Source organism: Prevotella sp. RM4 (assembly GCF_000701965.1).
Lineage (GTDB): Bacteria > Bacteroidota > Bacteroidia > Bacteroidales > Bacteroidaceae > Prevotella > Prevotella ruminicola.
In genome coordinates this window covers 1,149,868-1,172,827 of record NZ_JNKG01000007.1, presented here as the reverse complement: position 1 = coordinate 1,172,827, position 22,960 = coordinate 1,149,868, and the positions used below count along the sequence as shown (strand labels likewise).

The 22,960-nt window shown below is 48.8% G+C and carries 17 protein-coding genes; 6 read left to right on the top strand and 11 right to left on the bottom strand.

The window, feature by feature from the left end:
• Nucleotides 1-107: 107 nt before the first annotated feature.
• The 8 genes from T499_RS0106005 to T499_RS0105970 all read right to left on the bottom strand — a co-directional run bounded on the left by T499_RS0106005 (nucleotide 108) and on the right by T499_RS0105970 (nucleotide 8,204).
• A complete protein-coding gene (locus T499_RS0106005) occupies nucleotides 108-1,208 on the bottom strand; it encodes an AAA family ATPase (RefSeq protein ID WP_033150090.1) in 1,101 nt (366 codons plus the stop codon).
• Between the two features lie 61 nt (nucleotides 1,209-1,269).
• The gene (gene pfkA / locus T499_RS0106000; protein WP_028904323.1) at nucleotides 1,270-2,247 is read right to left on the bottom strand and encodes a 6-phosphofructokinase; all 978 of its coding nucleotides are present in this window, start codon (nucleotides 2,245-2,247) and stop codon (nucleotides 1,270-1,272) included.
• A 21-nt stretch (nucleotides 2,248-2,268) separates the two neighbouring features.
• On the bottom strand, nucleotides 2,269-3,660 hold the full coding sequence (locus T499_RS0105995; protein ID WP_033150089.1) for an SLC13 family permease: 1,392 nt from the start codon (nucleotides 3,658-3,660) through the stop codon (nucleotides 2,269-2,271).
• A gap of 13 nt (nucleotides 3,661-3,673) precedes the next feature.
• Nucleotides 3,674-5,497: a transporter substrate-binding domain-containing protein gene (locus T499_RS0105990; protein ID WP_033150088.1), complete on the bottom strand. Its 1,824-nt coding sequence runs from the start codon at nucleotides 5,495-5,497 to the stop codon at nucleotides 3,674-3,676.
• A gap of 112 nt (nucleotides 5,498-5,609) precedes the next feature.
• On the bottom strand, nucleotides 5,610-6,410 hold the full coding sequence (locus tag T499_RS0105985; RefSeq protein ID WP_033150087.1) for a DnaJ domain-containing protein: 801 nt from the start codon (nucleotides 6,408-6,410) through the stop codon (nucleotides 5,610-5,612).
• 6 nt (nucleotides 6,411-6,416) lie between these two features.
• Entirely contained in the window at nucleotides 6,417-6,986 is a 570-nt protein-coding gene (locus tag T499_RS0105980; RefSeq protein ID WP_033150086.1) for a Maf-like protein, read from the bottom strand.
• Nucleotides 6,987-7,041: 55 nt separating this feature from the next.
• Complete coding sequence (locus T499_RS0105975; protein ID WP_013063720.1) at nucleotides 7,042-7,560, bottom strand: KdsC family phosphatase; 519 nt, start codon at nucleotides 7,558-7,560, stop codon at nucleotides 7,042-7,044.
• Nucleotides 7,561-7,676: 116 nt separating this feature from the next.
• Nucleotides 7,677-8,204 (bottom strand): nitroreductase family protein, encoded by a 528-nt coding sequence (locus T499_RS0105970; RefSeq protein WP_013064502.1) that lies wholly within the window; start codon nucleotides 8,202-8,204, stop codon nucleotides 7,677-7,679.
• 134 nt (nucleotides 8,205-8,338) lie between these two features.
• On the opposite strand from T499_RS0105970, the gene T499_RS0105965 reads away from it, so the two are divergent.
• Nucleotides 8,339-9,319 (top strand): GNAT family N-acetyltransferase, encoded by a 981-nt coding sequence (locus T499_RS0105965; RefSeq protein WP_033150085.1) that lies wholly within the window; start codon nucleotides 8,339-8,341, stop codon nucleotides 9,317-9,319.
• On the opposite strand, the gene T499_RS0105960 is transcribed toward T499_RS0105965, so the two are convergent.
• Both T499_RS0105960 and T499_RS0105955 read right to left on the bottom strand, forming a co-directional pair.
• The gene (locus T499_RS0105960; RefSeq protein ID WP_157054525.1) at nucleotides 9,320-9,616 is read right to left on the bottom strand and encodes a hypothetical protein; all 297 of its coding nucleotides are present in this window, start codon (nucleotides 9,614-9,616) and stop codon (nucleotides 9,320-9,322) included. It abuts the gene before it with no gap.
• Nucleotides 9,617-9,633: 17 nt separating this feature from the next.
• A complete protein-coding gene (locus tag T499_RS0105955; RefSeq protein ID WP_033150083.1) occupies nucleotides 9,634-11,706 on the bottom strand; it encodes a RelA/SpoT family protein in 2,073 nt (690 codons plus the stop codon).
• A 108-nt stretch (nucleotides 11,707-11,814) separates the two neighbouring features.
• On the opposite strand from T499_RS0105955, the gene T499_RS0105950 reads away from it, so the two are divergent.
• On the top strand, nucleotides 11,815-13,314 hold the full coding sequence (locus T499_RS0105950) for a DUF4301 family protein (protein ID WP_033150082.1): 1,500 nt from the start codon (nucleotides 11,815-11,817) through the stop codon (nucleotides 13,312-13,314).
• A 264-nt stretch (nucleotides 13,315-13,578) separates the two neighbouring features.
• Here T499_RS0105950 and T499_RS0105945 read toward each other — a convergent pair whose 3' ends face one another.
• Nucleotides 13,579-14,202: a TetR/AcrR family transcriptional regulator gene (locus T499_RS0105945; RefSeq protein ID WP_013063633.1), complete on the bottom strand. Its 624-nt coding sequence runs from the start codon at nucleotides 14,200-14,202 to the stop codon at nucleotides 13,579-13,581.
• A 118-nt stretch (nucleotides 14,203-14,320) separates the two neighbouring features.
• On the opposite strand from T499_RS0105945, the gene T499_RS0105940 reads away from it, so the two are divergent.
• The 4 genes from T499_RS0105940 (at nucleotide 14,321) to htpG (ending at nucleotide 22,958) form a co-directional block, all read left to right on the top strand.
• Complete coding sequence (locus tag T499_RS0105940; RefSeq protein WP_033150080.1) at nucleotides 14,321-16,624, top strand: NADP-dependent malic enzyme; 2,304 nt, start codon at nucleotides 14,321-14,323, stop codon at nucleotides 16,622-16,624.
• A 231-nt stretch (nucleotides 16,625-16,855) separates the two neighbouring features.
• Nucleotides 16,856-18,193, top strand: coding sequence for an NADP-specific glutamate dehydrogenase (locus tag T499_RS0105935; RefSeq protein ID WP_033150079.1), 1,338 nt, complete (start codon nucleotides 16,856-16,858; stop codon nucleotides 18,191-18,193).
• A gap of 324 nt (nucleotides 18,194-18,517) precedes the next feature.
• Nucleotides 18,518-20,296, top strand: a complete 1,779-nt coding sequence (gene rpsA / locus T499_RS0105930; protein WP_013063631.1) for a 30S ribosomal protein S1 — start codon at nucleotides 18,518-18,520, stop codon at nucleotides 20,294-20,296.
• 607 nt (nucleotides 20,297-20,903) lie between these two features.
• Nucleotides 20,904-22,958, top strand: a complete 2,055-nt coding sequence (gene htpG, locus T499_RS0105925) for a molecular chaperone HtpG (protein ID WP_033150078.1) — start codon at nucleotides 20,904-20,906, stop codon at nucleotides 22,956-22,958.
• Nucleotides 22,959-22,960: the final 2 nt, after the last annotated feature.

Sequence of the window (22,960 nt, the reverse complement as noted above, 5' to 3'; positions counted from 1 at the left end):
TATAGATTTATATTTTCGTTATAATGCTTGCAAAGGTAAGTATTATTATCCGAACAAACGAACTTTTACACGACAAAATTCCCAAATTCACCATTTTTGGCGACTTTTCAATGTCGCAAAGCGATGTTATAGTTCAGATATTTAGGATTTCCGGTCACATCCTCGAGCACTTTTACGAACGGGGGGAAGTTAACGGTTTCCTGTTCCGAAATACCTTTGGTTTCCATCATCACCAGATTGCTGACAGGGTCCTGGAAGGTGTCGATCTGGAAGAACTGACCTTTCCAGATAAAGCTCTGACGCTTTTTGTGGATGGTTACACGGTAAGGATCGGCCTGCTGCAGCATCTGCTCGTACAGGTTGTTATCTACCTGACGCTCGGTCTCAATCACTTCGGTTTCGCTGATGCGTTTCTTCGAGCGGTGAACATTCACCACCTTACCCCCACTCCACTCGCGGCGGCGCAGGCGCACCTCGCTACCGGGCTCAGCTACCAGATAGGTCTGGGTAATCAAGCTCTCGGAGCACTCGGGAATCTCACCGATAATCTCTACGCGGAAGATACGCTCCTCCTGCACAGGCTGTGGCAAGCCTACAACCTTTGAAATCTCGGTAAGCACACGCTTAATCTTATTATCGAAATCGTCGTGATTGTTAATTACACGCAGATGGGGATGACCGGTCCAAGCCTCGATCACCTTCTTATCCAGCTCGCGGGCAATACGCAATCCTTCTTCGTTGGCCTGCTCGTAACGCGTGGCGTTGGTGGCAGTAGTATAATACTGCTCGGCGCCATCGGCTGCACTCACCAGGTGCAGCACGGCATCGTAGCTTTCGCGCAAAGCCTCTGAATTGGTACCAGCCATGTGGGTAATCTCCTCCCACTCCTCGGGTTTGATATAGGCCGAAATATCCATCGCACCTCTATCGCACACCACCAGCACGGGATCTTCACAAACCTCGGCCAACTTCATAAACTGGTTTTCGAGTGCCAACTGGGTTTCCAGAATGGCACGTTCGCCTTGATAGTACAACTTACGGTTAGGCGTCAGGTAGTTCCAGCCTGCGGTGCTATAGATAGTAGGCACCTCGGGTACGTTAAACACCTTGTAACCAAACCCTGAGAAATACTCGGTAATCTTTACCAACGCGGTAGTCTTACCAGCACAAGGTCCTCCTGTCAGAACTATTTTCTTTATATCTGGCATTTAATGTTTAATCTTTTAATCGTTTCTTTAGTACGCTTGGCATCGCCAAGAATGTTTAATATCAAATGCTGAGCTCGTCGAGTACCTTAATCAGTCGCTTGTCGAAACGCTTATCAGTACGGATGCACTCGCTGAAAGGTACATAAACCACCTCGTTATTGCGGATACCAACCATCACGTTGCGCTGTCCCTGTTTGATGGCTTCTATAGCACCAACACCTGTGGTAGCAGCCAGAATGCGGTCGCGCGCTGATGGTGTACCACCACGCTGCAGATGGCCCAGGATAGACACACGTACATCAAACTCAGGGAACTCCTTTTTTACACGGTCGGCATAGTACAGAGCGCCACACTTAGGACTCTCCGACACAATCACGATACACGACTTCTTTGATTTACGGATACCACGACTCATGAACTGTGCCAGCTGGTCGACATCGGTACTCTCCTCAGGTACGATAGCAGCCTCAGCACCACATGCAATGGCCGAGTTCTGTGCCAGGAATCCGGCATCACGTCCCATTACCTCGACAAAGAAAATACGTTCGTGCGAGTTAGCAGTATCACGGATACGATCGACACACTCCATGATGGTATTCATGGTTGTATCATAACCGATAGTAGAATCGGTGCCATACAAATCGTTATCAATCGTACCAGGCAGACCGATTACGGGGAAATCGAACTCCATACCGAAGTTACGGGCACCAGTCAACGAACCGTTACCACCGATAACTACCAGCGCATCAATCTCTTCCTTAACACAAGTCTCGTAAGCCTTCTGCATTCCCTCGGGAGTTGGGAACTCCTTTGAGCGGGCTGTTTTCAGGATAGTACCACCACGGGTAACAATGCCACTTACATTTTCGGTGGTAAACTCCTGAACCTCATCATGAATCAGTCCCTCGTAACCACGATATATACCTTTAATCTTAAAACCGTTGTAGATACCGGCACGTGTCACAGCACGTATAGCGGCATTCATTCCTGGTGCATCGCCTCCCGACGTCAGGATACCAATTGTCTTAATCTTTGTCATATTACTACTATAATTGTTTAGTTATACATAATTCAACTCAATCCAAAGCACAGCCAAGCCTACCAGCATACCTGCCAGCACCTTCAGCGTCAGGTTCTTAATATACCAGCCTAAACGCATGTGCTCCATCTTCATCAGGGCCAGTCCGCTAACCGAACCAACGCTGAGCAGACAGCCACCCACGGCGGTACAGAAAGCGATAATCTTCCAGTAGGCACCATTGATAACAAAATTCTCGTCGTACGAACCAACAAGTGCAGCATCGGCTATCTGATAAAGTGAGATATCGCTCATGGCGATGGTGAAAGAATCAACGATACCGCTGAGGAAACCAGATACGATACCGAGTACCCATACGCTGTGAACGGTATCATCAATCCACTCAGCCACATCGCCAAACACGCCTGTTTCGGTTACTACACCCATCGCCAACATGATACCCATTACAAACAGTATCTGCTGTAACGAGCCGTACTGCACCGAACGTGGTGTCAGGCGCTGCATCATCTGGTCGGCACTATTCAGCTTGCGGTTCATCACCTCGTTTACTACCCACAGTATGCTGAGTACACACAAGGCGCCAAGGAATGGCGACAGTTTGGTGATGGTATGGAATGTTGGGATAAACCACAAACCACCGATACCTACAAACAGCATCACCACACGCTGCCAAGGCAACAGATTGGTATCGTCGCCACGGAACGGCATTGGCGCCCACTGGGTATCCAGGCGTTCAGGCAGTTCGCGGTTAATCAGTATGGTAGGTACTATCCAAGCCAAAAGGGCTGGCAGAGCCAGATACGACGAATAGTTGGTGGCTGTGATAGCCTCGTCGCCCCACAGCACCAGCGTGGTAGGATCGCCAATCACCGTCAGGCATCCACCACAGTTGGCAGCTATCACAATGGCAGCACCAATCAGCATACGCTGGCGACGGTTCTGCACAATGCTATGCATGATAACCAGCATCATGGTAGCTGTAGTAAGGTTGTCGAGATTAGCCGACAGGATGAAAGTGGCCAGTGTGATGGTCCACAACAGGCGCTTTGAGTTACGGGTCCTGATCCACTTGGTAACAAAGTCGAAGCAACCGTTGTTATGCAGAATCTCTACAATACTCATGGTAGCCAGCAGGAACATCACAATGCTGGCAGCCCGACCCACATAATAAAGAAATACATTATTATATATATAGTACTTAACGGCCTCGCTCGATGGCAAGCTTCCCGCTAAGAACTCCCAGTAATCCTGGGCATGGCGCTGCATCACGAAATCGGTGCCGTAGCAGATGTATACCACCCACCCCACGGTGCCGATAAAGATGGCAATAGCCGATTTGTTTACTCCCGTTGTGTGACCAGTGGCAATCACAACGTACCCTAACAAAAGTAATATGACGATGATTAGTGTCATTTCCCTATGCCTCCTAGTTTAATATCTCAGTTGGCGTCCAATACCAGAAGATAGTGCCTCTGCCGTCTTCTGTGTTATCGCGCGCACCTATTTTTCCATTGCATCGGTCGATAATGGCCTTACAAACACTCAGTCCCAGTCCTGGATTATCCTGATTCTCGTCGTGGGTATATGTATTCTTGTCGGCCAACAGTCCGAATATATTCTGTTTCAGTTTCTCGGGCAGTCCCTTACCCGTATCCTTCACCTCTACATACATACCGCCTTCTTTCAGGTAGTAAGACAGGGTGATCTTACCCTCAGTAGTATGCTGCATGGCATTCTCAAGCAGGTGCATGGTTACAATTCGCATCAGCTTCTTGTCAACCAGCGCACGCAAGCCGTCGATAGGTTCAACAACCTCAAGGGTTACACCATCTTTCAGCTGCATACGAATCTCTGAGGCATACTGCCCCATTTCGTAATCCACATCGGTAACCTCGCGCTTAAACAGCTGATTATCACCCTCAACCTCGCTTAACGATAACAGTTCGTTAATCAGGTGCAGCAGTTCCAGTCCGTTCTTATTAATCAGCTGCAACAGATTGGCACGCTCCTCGGGTGGCAAAGCACTATCATCCATCGTCATCAGCAGATCCGAGAATCCGATGATGGCATTCAGCGGTGTACGGAGCGAGTGACTCATATTACCCAGGAAGATATCCTTCAGTTCTTCGCTCTTTCGGGCAGCTTCGGCAGCTTCGCGGGCTTTTGCCTCGTTCTGACTGGCTACCATCGCATTATGTTCAGCCTCCTTGGCGTTGCGCCTTGCCACATCGGCAATACGCTGTGCCTCAGCCTCGCTGGCCCTGGCCTTTTCGGCATTAGCATTAGCAATAGCCTCGTTCTCCCTAGCCTTCTCGGCATTGGCACGTGCCACCTCCTCACTCTGGCGTGCCTTTTCCTCGCTGGCTTTAGCTTTCTCCTCGTTTTCGCGGGCTGTATCCAGCGCCTTCTTCAGCTGTCGCGTGTTGTGCATCTGGTTTAATATCACAGCCAGCAGCGCCACAATCACAAACGCCACAATGGCCATATATACCCATCGCGGTATGATGATGCCATTGAATGTCGAAGCCACGTGGCCATACACATCGTCCATCAGGCCCTCTTCCTCCATCTTATCCAATTCCTTGTCGATGGCATCTATCAGCTTTTTGTTGCTGCTTGCGTAGCAGTATTCGCGTGGTGTCAGCGTCAGTTCTTCCTGCTCCAGATTCCGCAGTTTATACTTGCCAATCAGATACTTTGCCTGATAACGATAGCACACCACCGCATCGTATTTGCCTGCCGACAGTTCCTTCATCGCCTTGGTCAGGTCATCTACTATCACCAGTCGTGCACCAATCTTCTGCAGCGTGTCGCGTACGGGCCTACTGGCCATCAGCGCCACCTCCACATTGTGCATGTCGCGCAGTCCGTAGTTCCTCTTGGTACCCTTACGAGTTACCAACTGGTAGTACAGTCTGATCACGGCACGCGAGTAATTGGTAACATCCTTGCGATAAGGCGAATAAACCATCATACCCAGATCAACCTTGCCACCTAAGATATCGTTAGCAATAGCTCCCCATGTGTTAGGTGCAAACTTAAACGGGATGTTCATTCGCTTCATCAGAATCTTCGAGAATTCCACATCGGCGCCACTAGGTTTTCCTTTTTCATCCACATACTCTAATGGCGGATAGTCCTGATCGATTCCGATAACCAATGGTTTAGAATCAGAATAGCCGAGATTGTTAGCATTTACCTTGAGGGCAAACGTTATTATTAGTAGAATGTTAATCAGTCTCAGCTCCATAAATTATCAACCTCAAGCTTTATGCTTGATGGGTACAAAAGTAGAAAAAAAACTTTAAACCTCCAAACTTTTTCTTGAAAAAGTAGCAAATTAGAGGTAGAAATGCGGCAAATTAAAGTCTACGTGCCTTCCAAATGCGGTCTTTGGCGGCATTTATCTCCTGGAATTTCTTCTCGGCAGCCTTTCGTACATCCTCGCCCAGAGCAGCCACCTTGTCAGGATGGTGCTGCAAAGCCTGCTTGCGATAGGCCTTCTTCACCTCGTCGTCGCTGGCATCCGGACTCACACCCAGCACCTTATAGGCATCTTCAAGACTACCACCCTCCAGATGCAGCATCGAGTCGACCTCGTTAGCATGCAATCCCATCCACTGGGCACACTCTTTCAGGGCTGTAATCTCACTCTGGGGCACACTGCCATCGGCCTTAGCCACCATCACCAGATAGTTAAGCAGCTGCAAACGCTGCGAGTAGTCCATCTGTCGGCTTATCTGTGCACAGCAGTCGCATACCGTTTGCTTGAACTGCTGCCAGCCTTCGCGTTTCTGTTCCTCAAAAAGTCGGTTCAGTATCTCGTTACCCTGCTGTACGGCAGCGTTACCAAAGTTCTGGCGCAACATCTGTCGAACCAGTTCCATCTCGGAATGCATAGCCTTACCATCGGCCTTGATGATATACGACGACAGCACCAGGAGCGAGAACATAAAACTGTTACGCTGCCCTTGCTGCTGTTGCCGTTGGTAAGCCTGCTGGTAGCTCTCGTTATACGATTGCCAGGTACCTGAGTTTTCGGGGGTATTCACCCCATTCAGCATAGTATCAAATAGCGAGCCAAGCAGATAGCCAGCCAGCGCACCAAGAGGTCCACCGGCCATCCAGCCGGCAAATCCGCCAATCCATTTTCCTGCAGCCATATTATTTTACATATTTTGCAGTTCGGTATAAATGCGCTGAACGGGCAGGCCCATCACATTATAATAACTGCCGTTAAGTCCTGTAACACCTATGTAGCCAATCCACTCCTGAATGCCGTAGGCACCAGCCTTATCAAACGGACGAAAACATTTAACGTAATGCTGTATCTCGCTGTCGGTAAGCTGTTTAAAGGTTACATCGGTAGTAACCGAAAACGAACGCTGACTGGTAGCGGTGAGCAGCGAAACACCTGTAGTAACCTGATGGGTACGACCACTAATTTCGCGGAGCATACGTACGGCATCGGCCGCATCGTGAGGTTTACCCAAGATATCGTCACCTACTATCACCACCGTGTCGGCAGTAATAATCAGCTCGTCTTTTTGGAGTGTTGGTTTGTAAGCAGCAGCCTTCTTTTCAGCAATATACTGTGCCACCTGGGCTGCAGGCAAAGTTTCGGGATACGACTCGTCGATACCATCAATCACACGCACCTCGAAATCCAGTCCCAACCCCGCCAACAATTCTTTTCTACGAGGCGAATTACTCGCAAGAATATATTTGTATTTATCCATTGCCAATATTTAATGTTTAATCATTAATGTTTAATGTTTAATGTTTAATGTTTCATCACCACCCGAAGGCTTTGGCATTCATCACCCATTTGCCCTGGGCACGTAGTACCTGTTCGATCACATCGCGACCACAACCATAGCCACCATCACGATCAGAAACATACACGCTTACCTCACGAATCTCAGCACATGCATCTTTGGGGCATACGGGGCAACCTACCCTACGCATTATCTCCAAGTCGGGGATATCATCACCCATGTACATCACCTCCTCGTCGGTATAGCCATAAATAGCCAGGAACTCATCATAGGTGGCAATCTTAACGGCACAACCCAGGTAAATATCTTCAACACCAAGACCCTCGTAGCGTACACGCAGACTATCTACCCTTGCACCCGAAAGAATGGCAATACGCAAACCTAACTTCATGGCCAACTGGATGGCATAACCATCCTTGATATTCACCGTACGCAGCGGTGTACCATCAGCACTCAGATTAATCGTCTCGGCACTCAGCACGCCATCAATATCAAAGATGATGGCCTTGATTTTATTTAAATCGTAATTAATCACGTTAAAGATTCTTTTAGTCGCTTAAGCTTTGTAAAAGCGAGCAAGCTCGAGCGAAACATTAAAAATTAAACATTAAACATTCTTTGCAAGCAAAGCGAACAAGTTCGAGCGAAACATTAGAATTTGTTCAAGTGAACGTTTTCCCACTTCAGTTTCTCTTCGTCCTGAGGCTTGCGCTCATCGGTCCAATGACCAATGGCAAGAATGCACAAGCAATTGTAGTTATCGGGAATACCCAGCACACCACGAATCACCTCGTCGGCTGTGGTACCGTCGCTCAGTCCGCGACCTCGCATCTGAATCCAACAAGATCCCAAGCCTAACTCTTCGGCCTGATACTGCATAGAGATAGTGGCTATCGAGCCATCCTCTACCCAACAGTCGTTCTGCATAGGATCGCCTAATACGGCAATAGCCACAGGGGCATCCTTCAGGAACTGCGAACCCATATTCTTGGCATCGGCCAACTTCTCGAGATCCATCTTATCATCTACAACCACAAACTGCCAGGCACGCTGACTCTTTGACGTGGGCGACATCAACGCTGCACGCAGAATAAGCTTCAAATGTTCGGGGTCAACCTCCTTATCAGAGAACTTGCGATGGCTGCGGCGCAACTGCGCCAAATCTTTAAAACTTGTCATATCCTACCTAATTTTTGTGCAAAGATAGTGATATTTTGGCACGAATTACGCGAATTAACGCGAAAAAAGATTTTAAAACTAAAAAATTCGTGAAATTCGTGCAATTCGTGCCTAAAAATATCTATCTTTGCAGTATGAGCCAACTGATTACTACCATATACACCAAATCCAAAGGCATGCCAACATTGCGCCAGGGTAGCTATTTCCACAGTCAGGAACTGATGGAAGTATGCGAGGCCGCCCCACGCCAGCGCCCTTATATGGTAGTCATTCACGATGAAACAGGTCGCGAACTGTGCCACATGTTGGGCATTGTGAGATACCGCACTCTGATACTGCCGCCATTCCTGCTGATACATTGTCGGATATTAGGCGAAGGTGTGTATGATGAAGACTGCGGCTACAAAAAAGACGAGCTGTTCGACCGGATGCTAAGTGCACTCACCCACAAACTTAACAAACGCGTACTGTTTATGGAGATGAGTAACCTGAGCACCAAGATGTTTGGCTATAAGGTTTTGCGCGAGAACGGCTACTACCCTGTAAACTGGATGTCGATACACAACTCGTTGCATCGCCACGCACCCGAAGAACGAATCACTCCCAAACTGCAGAAACGCATCGACCACGCCCACGAACGAGGTGCAAAAACCGAGATAGTCAGCAACGAGCACGACTTTAAGGCTTTCTCGAAACTACTACGCAAGCACCATATCCTGAAGCCCAAACGCTATATCCCCGATGACATTTTCTTCCGTGAGCTGATGGAGGGCCAGAACGGCAATCTGTTTATTACCAAATACCACGAGAAAGTGATAGCCTGTGCCGCCTGCGTATATAGTCAGGGCGATGCCTACCTATGGTATTCGGCCTTCAGGCGCAAAACATTCCATGCCCTACACCCCGACACCATTGTGGTGTGGGATGTGATGAAGCACGCCTACAACGAGGGCTATCAACATATGCGATTCATGGATGTGGGACTGCCTTTCCACAAAAATCCTTACCGCGAATTCATATTACGTTTCGGCGGCAAGGAGCAAAGCACCTACCGATGGTTCCGTTTCTCCATCAGATGGGTGAATAAACTTTTGGCTTGGATCTATCGCGAGTAATCAATAATCGCCACCTTCTTTTGTCATATCACCATCACCAGTACCATCGATTATATCCTTAATCTCATCATCGTTGGCTTTCATGTTGACTTTTTGGTCGGACGGCATTTCGGGATACTCCATAGCGGCATCCACATCAACCATACCAGCACTGTTAATCGAGTCGATTGCTGCCGAATCAGTCACCAATGGATGATATTCAACTTCCTCCTCAACATACTTCTGCGACTGAGATCGACCACGACAAGCCGACAGCAGCAAAATACCAACCGCAACATACAATAGTTTTTTACTCATACTTGCATCTATAATCATTATATTCTATCTACCTGTTTAACGCCCTTAACGGTACGCAGTTTCTTAATCAGCGCCTCCAGGCGCGAAGTATCTTCAAGCATCACCACGATATTACCGCTAAACAAACCGTCGTGACTATCAATATTGATACTACGCAGCACCAGTTTCTCTTCCTTCGAGATAATACTGGTAAGATTATTCACAATACCGATATCGTCGTTACCAATCACACGCAGGGCGATGCTATATTGCGACGATCCCTTACCACTCCACTTGGCCTTAACAATACGATACCCGAATCGGCGGCGCAACTCGGGGGCATTCGGACAATCGCAACGGTGAATCTTGATACCGCCATTAACGGTAACAAAGCCAAACACATCGTCGCCATAGATAGGCGAACAGCATTTTGCCAGCTGGTAATCCAAGCCCTTCAGGTTACGGTCTATCACCAGCACGTCATCGTTCACCTGCTGGTTCAAACCCGCAATCTTCGACTCATCAAGTTCGAATTCCGAAGCCGAACGCGCTTGATTATCTCCTGTAACAACAGCTTCTTTTCCTCTGAGTTCCAAGAACTTATCAAGCACATCGTTTGTATCCAGCACACCATCGGCAATAGCTTTATAAAAGTCGCTTACCTCCTTGTAACCCATCTTACGGATCACGTTGAACATGATACTGTCGTCCTGTTCAATCTTACGGTTGCGGAACTTACGCTCCAGCATCTCCTTGGCAAACAGTCCGTCCTTAACCTGGGTTTCCTTCAGCGCCAAACGTATCTTGGATTTGGCACGCGAAGTCTTCACAATATTCAGCCACTCCTGTCGGGGTTTCTGGTTAGCCGATGTCAGGATTTCAACCTGGTCACCACTCTTCAGTTCGTAGCGTATCGGCACCACTTTTCCGCTAATGCGACCGCCCGTACACTGGTTGCCCAGTTTCGAGTGGATATGATAGGCAAAATCAAGCACCGTAGCACCTGCGGGAAACTTCCACAAATCGCCAGCAGGTGTAAACACAAACACCTCGTCTTCGTACAGTTCCATCTTAAACTGGTCCATAGCATCCAGTCCGTCGGCATGCTCCAGCATCGTACGTATATTCGTCAGCCACTCGTCCAGCCCCGTCTCGCCCTTCACGCCTTTATAGCGCCAGTGGGCAGCCACACCGCGTTCGGCAATCTCGTCCATACGTTCGGTACGTATCTGTACCTCAACCCACTTCTGCTCTGGGCCCAGCACCGTGATGTGCAGACTCTCGTAGCCATTCGATTTGGGTACCGACAGCCAGTCGCGCAGTCGTTTTGGGTTAGGCTGATACATATCGGTAATAATCGAGTAAGCCTGCCAGCACTGCATTTTCTCCTGCTCCAGCGGACAATCGATAATGATACGGATGGCAAACAGATCATACACACCCTCAAACGGGCACTTCTGCTTCTGCATCTTCTGCCAGATAGAGTGGATCGATTTGGTACGCCCCTTGATATGGCAACGGATACCCGCCTCCATCATCTTCTGTTCAACAGGCTTAATAAACCTATCTATATAAGCGTCGCGTGCCGCCTTGGTAGCACTCAGTTTTTCGCGAATATGGTAATAGGCATCATGCTCCATATACTTCAGCGACAGGTCCTCCAGTTCGCTCTTCAGCTTATAGAGTCCCAGCTTATGCGCCAACGGGGCATACAGATAAGCAGCCTCTTGCGATACCTCCAGCTTGGCCTCTACGTTCTCCGTATCACGAATCTGTCGCATCAGGTTCACGCGATTGGCAATCATTATCAGTATCACACGCATATCCTCGGCAAACGAGAGCAGCAGATTTCTGAAGTTCTCGCTCTCAACCGCCGGGTTTTTATCATACAACTGCTGTATACGGTTCAAACCATGCAATATGCGCGCCACCGATGCGCCGTATTTCTGCTCTACCTCATCCAGCGCAATGTTGCCCTCCTCTATCTCAGGTATCAGCTGCACAGCCTCTATCGCATCGCCTTTCAAACCGATTTCCTCAGTCAGGATCTCGGCCGTCTGCGATGCCATTCGTTTTCTTTCCTCGTATGTAAATGCGAATTTTTCCGCCATAATTTCCAAATTTTGCCACAAAGATACATTTTTCTTTCGATTAATTAGCATTTTTCGAAAAAAATGGTTACTTTTGCCGTAGTTTATTGACTAAATACCATTTTTATTATGTTAGAGGAGAAAGACTTGAAGCAGATTGCTCAAAAAGGTATCACCAAGGAGCAGATCGAAAATCAATTGAACGAGTTTAAGACAGGTTTCCCATTCCTGAAGCTGGAGGCAGCAGCAGGTATCGGTAACGGTATTATTGCTCCCGACGCAGCCGAGCGCCAGAAGCTGGTTGCCGCATGGAACGAGTACAAGGCAGCAGGCAAGCGCGTGGTAAAGTTTGTGCCCGCCAGTGGTGCCGCCAGTCGTATGTTCAAAAACATGTTTGCATTTGTTGATGCCGATTACGATGTGCCCACTACCGACTTTGAGAAGAAATACTTCGACCAGATAGAGAACTTTGCCTTCTACGAGGCACTCGACGCTGTTTGCCTGAAGAACGAGGGTAAAGGCATCAAGGCCCTGATGGCCGAGGGCAACTATAAGGCTGTAGCAGCCAACATGCTGAAGGCCGAGGGACTGAACTACGGTCAGCTGCCAAAGGGCTTGCTGCTGTTCCACAAGTACCCTGAGGGTGCACGCACACCTATGGAGGAGCATCTGGTAGAGGGTGCCCTTTATGCTGCTTCCAACGGCGAGGCTCACGTACACTTCACCGTCAGTCACGAGCACATGGAGCTGTTCAAGGCAAAGGTAGCCGAGAAGGCCGACTTCTTTGCTCAGAAATACGGCATCAAGTACGATATCAGCTTCTCAGAGCAGAAGCCATCAACCGATACCGTAGCCGCTAACCCCGATAACACCCCATTCCGCAACGAGGATGGCTCGCTGCTGTTCCGTCCAGGCGGTCACGGAGCCCTCATCGAGAATCTCAACGAGATCGAGGCCGATGTGATCTTCATTAAGAATATCGACAACGTAGTACCCGACCGTTTGAAACCCGAGACTGTAGAGTGGAAGCAGGTACTGGCAGGCGTATTGGTAACCCTGCAGAAGCAGGCCTTCGAGTACCTCAAGGTGCTGGATGCAGGTGCCAGCGAGGCCCAGCTGCAGGAGATTGCCCAGTTTGTAGCCAACAACCTGTGTACCGATGCCAAGAATAATAAGGTAGATGCCGCTTATCTGCGTGGCAAGCTCAATCGCCCCATGCGTGTGTGCGGTGTAGTTAAGAATGTAGGCGAGCCTGGTGGCGGCCCATTCCTTACCTACAACCAGGATGGCACCGTTAGCCTGCAGATTTTGGAGAGCAGCCAGATTGATACCAACAACGAGGCCTACATGAAGATGTTCACCCAGGGCACCCACTTCAACCCAGTTGATCTGGTTTGCGCTGTGAAGGACTATCAGGGCCGTCCATTCAACCTGCCCGAGTTTGTTGATAAAACCACAGGCTTCATCTCATCAAAGTCAAAGGCTGGTAAAGAGCTCAAGGCTCTCGAGTTGCCAGGTTTGTGGAATGGTGCTATGAGCAACTGGAGCACCGTATTTGTCGAGGTTCCCCTGGGCACCTTCAATCCTGTTAAGACCGTTAACGACCTGCTGCGCGAACAGCATCAGTAAACAATATCGTTAAACATAATAACAAATCCCCGTTCTCATTCAAGTGAACGGGGATTATTGTTTTATACTTCAAGAAGAACATAGTCATACTTGCTCAAAAAACTGTACATTCTTACAAAATATACCAACAGAACAAAAGCATCGTTTTTTTACGCCCTAGTTATGCAAAAAAATTTTCCTAGTTAACCAGCAAGTTTTTCATGGGTTGAGAGTAAAAAAATTCATCCCCACTAAAAATAAACGGGGATGATTTCTTGTTTTACTTTACTGGAACAGCATCTCGTCGATGGCCTTGATGCCCTTGTCGGTACAGAGCCCTCGGAGGGATACAAACACGAGATTGCGGAAGATGTCCTCGATGGAATATTGGCGGTAGAGCTCTTTCTGCATGATATACTCGCCCATGGCATCGAACTGCAACACAGCCATCTGATAGTTCAGGTCGGCACGGAAGTAACCCTCTTCGACACCACGCTGAATAAAACCATAACTGCTATCGCGCATAAGATTGTTCTGCTCGTCGAGGAACTTCTTTACCTGAGGATAGCGAATCATCTCGGTAAAGAACAGGGGATTGGTTTCCTTAAAGTTGCTCACCTTCATGTGATATACCTCGAGCAGTATCTCCATCACATTAGAGCAATGGCTCACAGCCTGCTCCATGCGATCCATACGCTGCTTGAAGTGCTTTACAACCACCTCGAAGAGCAAATCCTCTTTTTTGTCGTATAATTCGTAGATAGTACGTTTTGAAATACCCATGGTTTGCGCCACATCATCCATCCTCACGGAATTGATGCCTCGCTCGGTAAAAAGTTGCAAAGCAACATCGGGAATTCGCTCCTTTAAATTTAATTTGTAGTCCGAAATGTCTTTTATTTCTTGCATAATCTTCCAATTTGGTGGCAAAGTTACAAAAAAATCTAAAAACCCAAATGTTTTTCAATAGTTTTTTGTATTTTTGCGGTCGTATTTCAGAATAATAACATTATTAATAATACACTTTATGGTAAAGATATCTAAAGAAGCCGCACTCATATACCACGAGAGCGGACGACCAGGCAAAATCGAAGTAAAGCCTACAAAGGCTTATCGTACACAAACAGACTTAAGCTTAGCCTACTCTCCAGGAGTAGCATATCCTTGTCTGGAAATTCAGGAGAACCCCGACGATGCTTACAAGTACACCGACAAGGGTAATCTGGTAGCAGTTATCTCGAACGGTACAGCTGTGCTGGGACTGGGCGACATTGGTGCCCTGAGCGGCAAGCCTGTAATGGAAGGTAAGGGACTGCTGTTTAAGATTTATGGTGGTATCGACGTTTTCGATATCGAGGTAGCCGAGAAGGATCCTGAGAAGTTCTGCGAGGCTGTAGAGCGTATCGCCCCCACCTTTGGCGGTATCAATCTGGAAGATATCAAAGCCCCTGAGTGTTTCTATATCGAGGACCGCCTGAAGAAGTCTCTGGATATCCCCGTGATGCACGACGACCAGCACGGTACTGCCATTATCAGCGCTGCCGGACTGAAGAACGCCATGGAGGTAATCGGCAAGGATATTACCAAGGTTAAGATTGTGGTTAACGGTGCCGGCGCTGCTGCCATCAGCTGTACCAAGCTGTATATGGCTATCGGTGCCAAGAAGGAGAACATCGTGATGCTGGACTCGAAGGGCGTGATCTCGAAGGAGCGTACCGACCTGAACGAGCAGAAGAAATTCTTTGCTACCGACCGTACCGATATTCACACCCTGGCCGAGGCTGTTAAGGATGCCGACGTTTTTGTAGGACTGTCGAAGGGTAATGTGCTCTCGAAGGATATGGTGAAGTCGATGGCTAAGGATCCAGTGATTTTTGCGCTGGCTAACCCTGTGCCCGAGATCAGCTACGAGGATGCCATGGAGGCACGTCCCGACGTACTGATGTCGACCGGACGTACCGACTATCCTAACCAGATTAACAACGTAATCGGTTTCCCCTACATTTTCCGTGGTGCACTTGACGTTCATGCCAAGGCTATCAACGAGGAGATGAAGCTGGCTGCCGTACATGCTATTGCCGACCTGGCCAAGCAGCCTGTACCCGATGTAGTAAACGATGTATATAAGGTAAACAACCTGACTTTCGGACGCAACTACTTTATCCCAAAGCCTGTTGACCCACGACTGATTACCGAGGTATCGTCGGCTGTAGCCAAGGCTGCCATCGAGAGTGGCGTGGCCCGCAAGGAGATTAAGGACTGGGACGAGTACAAGCGTTCGCTCTCGGTACTGCTGGGACAGGAGACCAAGCTTACCCAGAAGCTTTACGCTACTGCTGCTGCACACCCACAGCGCGTGGTATTTGCCGAGGCTGTTCACCCCACTATGCTGAAGGCGGCTGTACAGGCTAAGGCTGAGGGTATCTGCTACCCCATCCTGCTGGGTAACGACGAGGTGATTACCAAACTGGCTGCATCGCTGGACCTGAACCTGGATGGTATTGAAATTGTGAACCTGCGCCACCCCAACGAGCAGGAGCGCCGCGAGCGCTATGCCCGCATACTGGCCGAGAAGCGCCAGCGCGAGGGTTACACCTTCCAGGAGGCTAACGACAAGATGTTTGAGCGCAACTACTTTGGCATGATGATGGTTGAGACTGGCGAGGCTGATGCCTTTATCACCGGTTTGTACACCAAGTACTCGAATACTGTTAAGGTGGTAAAAGAGGTGATTGGTATCCGTCCCGAGTACAAGCACTTCGGTACCATGCACATCATCAACTCGCCAAAGGGTACTTACTATATTGCCGACACGATGGTGAACGAGAACCCCGACCGCGAGGCATTGCTGGATATCTCGAAGCTGATTTCGACTGCCGTACGCTTCTTTAACGAGAAGCCTGTGATCGCCATGGTATCGCACTCTAACTTTGGTAGCAGCACCAGCGATGGCGCCCTGAAGGTGAAGGACACCGTAGCTAAGATGCACGAGCTGTATCCCGATCTGCCTATCGACGGTGAGATGCTGCTGAGCTTTGCACTCGACAACGAGCTGCGCGACCAGGAGTATCCATTCACCAAGCTGAAGGGACAGAAGGTTAACACGCTGGTATTCCCCAACCTGACATCGGCACGCTCATCGTACAAGATGCTGCAGATGCTTGGCAGCGACGCCGAAATCATCGGCCCAATCCAGATGGGACTGAACAAACCTATCCACTTTATCGACTTTGGTGCCAGTGTACGAGATGTCGTAAATATCGTGGCTGTAGCGACAATTGATGCGTATGTTGACAAAATTAAGAGCAAATTGTCAGCAATAGGCAAATAATCGCTTACACATTATTATATTATATAGGCCTCTTTTTTGTGCTCGAACACAAAAAAGAGGCTATTTTTTGCCATTTTGAATTGACTTAAATCAATAATCTTTCAAAATGAAAGTATTTTTGAGAAAAAAGTGATAAAAAGTTTGTTATTTCAGAAAAAAGCTGTAATTTTGCAACCAGAATTAAAAAATTAAATCACAAACAAACAACAACTAAAAAAAGGTATTAAGATTATGAATGCAGCAAAAGTTGTAGAAGATCTGAAGCAGAGATTTCCCAATGAGCCTGAGTACATTCAGGCAGTAAGTCAGGTACTCCCCACTATCGAGGAAGAGTACAACAAGCACCCCGAGTTCGAGAAGGCTAACCTCATCGAGCGTCTGTGTATCCCCGATCGCGTATGTGAGTTCCGTATCACATGGGTTGACGACCAGGGTAAGGTTCAGACAAACATGGGTTACCGTATCCAGCATAACAACGCTATTGGCCCTTACAAAGGCGGTCTGCGTTATCACAAGAGTGTAAACCTGGGTATTCTGAAGTTCCTTGCTTTCGAGCAGACTTTCAAGAACTCACTCACAACCCTGCCTATGGGAGGTGCTAAGGGAGGTTCAGACTTCTCACCACGTGGCAAGAGCGACGCTGAGGTTATGCGTTTCTGCCAGGCATTCATGAACGAGCTTTACCGCGTTATCGGTCCTGACGAGGACGTACCCGCTGGTGATATCGGCGTAGGTGGTCGTGAGGTTGGTTACCTGTTCGGACAGTACAAGAAGCTCACACACCAGTTCCAGGGTGTATTGACCGGTAAGGGTCTCTCATTCGGTGGTTCACTCATCCGTCCTGAGGCTACTGGTTACGGTACAGTTTACTTCCTGACCTCAATGCTGGCTACTCGCGGTATCGAGCTGAAGGGTAAGAAGGTGCTGATTTCTGGTTCGGGTAACGTTGCTCAGTATGCTGCTGAGAAGTGCCTGCAGCTTGGCGCTATCCCCATGACCCTCTCTGACTCAGACGGTTACATCTACGATCCAGACGGAATCGACTTCGACAAGCTGGCTTATGTTAAGGAGCTGAAGAACGTTGAGCGCGGACGTATTAAGGAATATGCTGAGGAGTATCCTAACGCTGTATATCACGCTGGTGAGCGTCCTTGGCACGAGAAGGCTGATATCGCTCTGCCTTGCGCTACACAGAACGAGATCAACGGCGAGCAGGCTCAGGCTCTCGTAGACAATGGTGTTATCGCTGTTGCTGAGGGTGCTAACATGCCTTCACTCCCCGAGGCTATCAAGATCTTCCAGGATAACAAGCTGTTGTATGCTCCTGGTAAGGCTTCGAACGCTGGTGGTGTATCAGTATCAGGTCTTGAGATGAGTCAGAACTCTGAGCGTCTGAGCTGGACTGCTAAGGAGGTTGACGACTATCTGAAGCGCATCATGAACGACATTCACGAGAACTGCGTGAAGTACGGTACACAGGCTGATGGTTACATCAACTATGTAAAGGGTGCTAACGTAGCCGGATTCATGAAGGTTGCTAACGCCATGATGGCACAGGGAATTGTTTAAATTTCAATATAAATCGCCATTAACTTGTAAATAGTTAGTAAAAGTAAAGTATAAAAGGTTAAAACTGGAATGGGAGGGGCCAGCTCGTGAGAGTTGGCTCTTCTTTTTGTTAATAATTCATAAATCTTCAAATTATCAACCGTCTAAAACGAGCTATCTCGCTAAAAATCAGTACCTTTGCACCCGATTTTCGCCCCATAGGGGCAATAGGTGTAGGAACAGGCGCCCGCTCCTATCAATATTAACCCTTTAAAATATGGTCTGTTAAACGTCTGTACAGATCTCGCTCCGACACACAAACGAGGAGCACAAATTTATTTAATTATGTCAGAATTAACAAAGAACGTTAAGCCACTCGACGATTTTAATTGGGACGAGTTCGAGAATGGAACAGTTGCTAATGTTAGCAAGGAAGAGCTCGACAAGGCTTACGACGAAACCCTGAACAAGGTTGCCGACCATCAGGTAGTAGAGGGCACAGTAATCTCTATTGACAAGAAGGAAGTAGTTGTCAACATCGGCTACAAGAGCGACGGTATCATCCCCGCTTCTGAATTCCGCTACAACCCTGATCTGAAGATCGGCGACAAGGTAGAGGTTTACGTTGAGAGTGCAGAGGACAAGAAAGGTCAGCTGATCCTCTCTCACAAGAAGGCACGTCTGAGCCAGTCTTGGGAGAAGGTTAACGAGGCTCTCGAGGCAGACGCTATCATCCAGGGTTACATCAAGTGCCGCACTAAGGGCGGTATGATCGTTGACGTATTCGGTATCGAGGCCTTCCTCCCCGGATCACAGATTGACGTTCACCCAATACGCGACTACGACCAGTTCGTAGGCAAGACTATGGAGTTCAAGGTTGTTAAGATCAACCAGGAGTTCCGCAACGTAGTTGTATCTCACAAGGCTCTCATCGAGGCTGAGCTCGAGGCACAGAAGAAGGAGATTATCGGTAAGCTCGAAAAGGGTCAGATCCTCGAGGGTACCGTTAAGAACATCACTTCTTACGGTGTATTCGTTGACCTCGGTGGTGTTGACGGACTGATCCACATCACAGACCTTTCTTGGGGCCGCGTAGACGATCCTCACAAGGTTGTTGAGCTCGATCAGAAGATCAACGTTGTAATTCTCGACTTCGACGATGAGAAGCGTCGTATCGCTCTCGGTCTGAAGCAGCTCACTCCACATCCTTGGGATGCTCTGGATGCTGACCTCAAGGTGGGCGACCACGTTAAGGGTAAGGTAGTTGTTATTGCCGACTACGGTGCATTCGTTGAGATCCAGCCTGGTGTTGAGGGTCTGATCCACGTTTCAGAGATGTCATGGAGCCAGCACCTCCGTTCTGCTCAGGAGTTCCTGAAGGTTGGCGACGATGTAGAGGCTGTAATCCTGACTCTGGACCGCGACGAGCGCAAGATGTCTCTGGGTATCAAGCAGCTCCGCGAGGATCCATGGGAGGCTATCGAGACTAAGTATCCTGTAGGCAGCAAGCACACCGCTAAGGTTCGCAACTTCACCAACTTCGGTGTATTTGTTGAGCTCGAGGAGGGTGTTGACGGTCTGATTCACATCAGCGACCTGAGCTGGACTAAGAAGGTTAAGCATCCTTCAGAGTTCACACAGGTAGGTGAGCAGATTGAGGTTGTAGTTCTGGATATCGATAAGGAGAACCGTCGTCTTTCTCTCGGTCACAAGCAGCTCGAGGAGAATCCTTGGGATGTATTCGAGGGTAAGTACGCTGTAGGTTCAATCCACGAGGGTAAGATCAGCGAGATGCTCGAGAAGGGTGCCGTTGTAGCTCTCGAGGAGAACGTAGAGGGCTTTGCTACTCCTAAGCACCTCGTTAAGGAGGATGGTTCACAGGCTCAGGCTGGTGAGACTCTCCAGTTCAAGGTTATCGAGTTCAACAAGGACTCTAAGCGCATCATCCTGTCACACAGCCGCACATTCGAGGATCCCGCTCGCGAGGAGAAGAAGGCAGCTGCTAAGAAGGGCGGTCGCAAGAACGACACTCCAAAGATCGAGAATATCGCCGCTAGCACAACTCTCGGTGATATCGACGCTCTGGCTGAGTTGAAGGCTAAGATGGAGAAGGCTGAGAAGTAATTCTCACCCCTACCCTATAAAAACCAATCCCTCCGATTTCCATCGGGGGGATTTTTCGTTTATAGTCCCCTTCCCCTTATTTAAGGAGAATCTCATCATCCCCTAGCCCCTTCTTACCGTAAGAAGGGGTCTCGACCTTATCCCCAAACCCCTTTCCCTATCCCAGGGCAAGGGGCTTTAATTTATTCCGAGGGAAAACCCTCTCCATAAAAATCTTGGTATGGCTCTCCAGCCTTTGCCCCTTCGGGGTTCGCCATTCTTTGCTTAATGGGGGCTACTCGCCCCTATAACCCTCGTTTTTTAAGCATGGCATGGATTATCGAGGGCTTGGGGGCTGGCCCCCCATTAAGCAATAAAGGCCGAAGTCCCGGCCTGCCAAAACATAGCATGGATTTGGGTTTTCCCAAATCCAGGATTTAAGTCCCTTGCCAAAGATTGGCGAGGGGTTTGGGGAGTGGTTTGAAGCCCTCCTTAGGATGAAGGAGGGTTGGGTGGTTGTGACCCTGCAGGGGGCCCCTGCAATTGTTGGCACGCTATTTGCATAATCGTGGATTAGACAATAAGAACAAATATCATTTTGATAATAAGAACATAAATACATAAGATTATGCAAAAAGGTAACATCGGGGTTACAACCGAGAACATTTTCCCCGTCATCAAAAAGTTTCTCTATTCTGATCACGAGATATTCCTCCGCGAAATGGTGTCGAACGCCGTTGACGCTACACAGAAGTTGAAGACACTGGCTGCTCAGGGCGAATACAAGCAGGAGCTTGGCGACCTGTCCGTACGTGTAAACCTGGATACCGACAAGGGTACCATCACCATCAGCGACCACGGTATCGGCATGACCGAGGAGGAGATTGACAAGTATATCAACCAGATTGCTTTCTCGGGCGTTACCGACTTCCTTGAGAAGTATAAGGATAATGCCAACAATATCATCGGTCACTTCGGACTTGGTTTCTACTCAAGCTTCATGGTAGCCAAGAAGGTTGAGATTATTACCAAGAGCTGGAAGGAAGGCTCGAAGGCTGTTAAGTGGAGCTGCGACGGAAGTCCTGCCTACGAGATTGACGATGCTGAGCGCGAGCAGCACGGATCGGACATCATCCTGTACGTAGATGATGACTGCAAGGAGTTCCTCGATAAGTTCAAGCTCGAGGGCCTGCTCAACAAGTACTGCAAGTTCATGGCTGTACCCGTGGCCTTTGGTAAGAAGACCGAATGGAAAGACGGCAAGCAGGTTGATACCGACGAGGACAACATCATCAACAGCGTAGAGCCCCTGTGGACCAAGACACCAAGCACACTGAAGGACGAGGACTACAAGAGTTTCTACCGCACACTCTACCCCATGAGCGACGAGCCTCTGTTCTGGATTCACCTGAACGTGGATTACCCATTCAATCTCACAGGTATCCTCTACTTCCCAAAAATCAAGAACAACATCGAGCTGCAGAAGAACAAGATTCAGTTGTACTGCAACCAGGTATTCGTGACCGACCAGGTAGAGGGCATCGTACCAGAGTTCCTGACCCTGCTTCATGGTGTGATCGACTCACCAGACATCCCTCTGAACGTATCACGTTCGTACCTGCAGAGCGACCGCGAGGTTAAGAAGATTTCTACCTATATCACTAAGAAGGTAGCCGACCGCTTGAAGGCCATCTTTGGCGAGAACCGCAAGGAGTACGAGGAGAAGTGGGACGACCTGAAGCTGTTTATCAACTACGGTATCCTGAGCGAGGACGGTTTCTACGATCGCGCCAAGGAGTTTGCACTCTTCAAGGATACTGAGGGTAAGTACTTTACCTTCGACGAGTACAAGACTCTGATTGAGGCCAACCAGAAGGATAAGGACGACCAGCTGGTATATCTGTACGCTACCGACAAGGAGGAGCAGTACAGCTACATCAAGGGTGCCCAGGATAAGGGTTACAGCGTGCTGCTGCTTGACGGACAGCTCGACGTACCAACCATCCAGACTCTGGAGCAGAAGTTTGAGAAGAGCCGCTTCACACGTGTAGACAGCGATATCATCGACCGACTGATTGTAAAGAGCGATGCACCTAAGAACAACCTGAGCGAGGATCAAAGTGACAATTTGTCAGCCGTATTCCGCACTCAGCTGCCAAAGATTGAGCATACAGAGTTTATGGTTCAGGTAGATGCCCTTGGTGCCGAGGCCCGTCCTGTAGTTATTACTCAGAACGAGTACATGCGCCGTATGAAGGAGATGAGCCGATTCCAGCCAGGTATGAGCTTCTATGGTCAGATGCCCGACTCGTTCAACCTTGTTCTGAACTCAGACCATCCTCTGGTAAAGAAGGTGCTTGATGAGAGCAGCGCAGCTACCGAGGAGGCCCTGAAGCCAATCGTAGCCGAACTGAAGGGTCAGGAAGCCCGTTTGGCTGCCATCCGTGCCCAGCAGGATAAGAAGAAGTACGACGAGCTTACACAGGAGGATAAGGACCAGAAGGCCGAGGCTGAGAAAGCCGTACAGGAGCAGAAGGACAAGAAGCAGGCTGTAATTGCCGAATATGCCAAGGGCAACTCGGTTGTTCATCAGCTGATTGACCTGGCTCTGCTGCAGAACGGTATGCTTAAAGGCGAAGCCCTGGATGCATTCCTGAAGCGCTCAGTTGATTTGATTAAATAAAA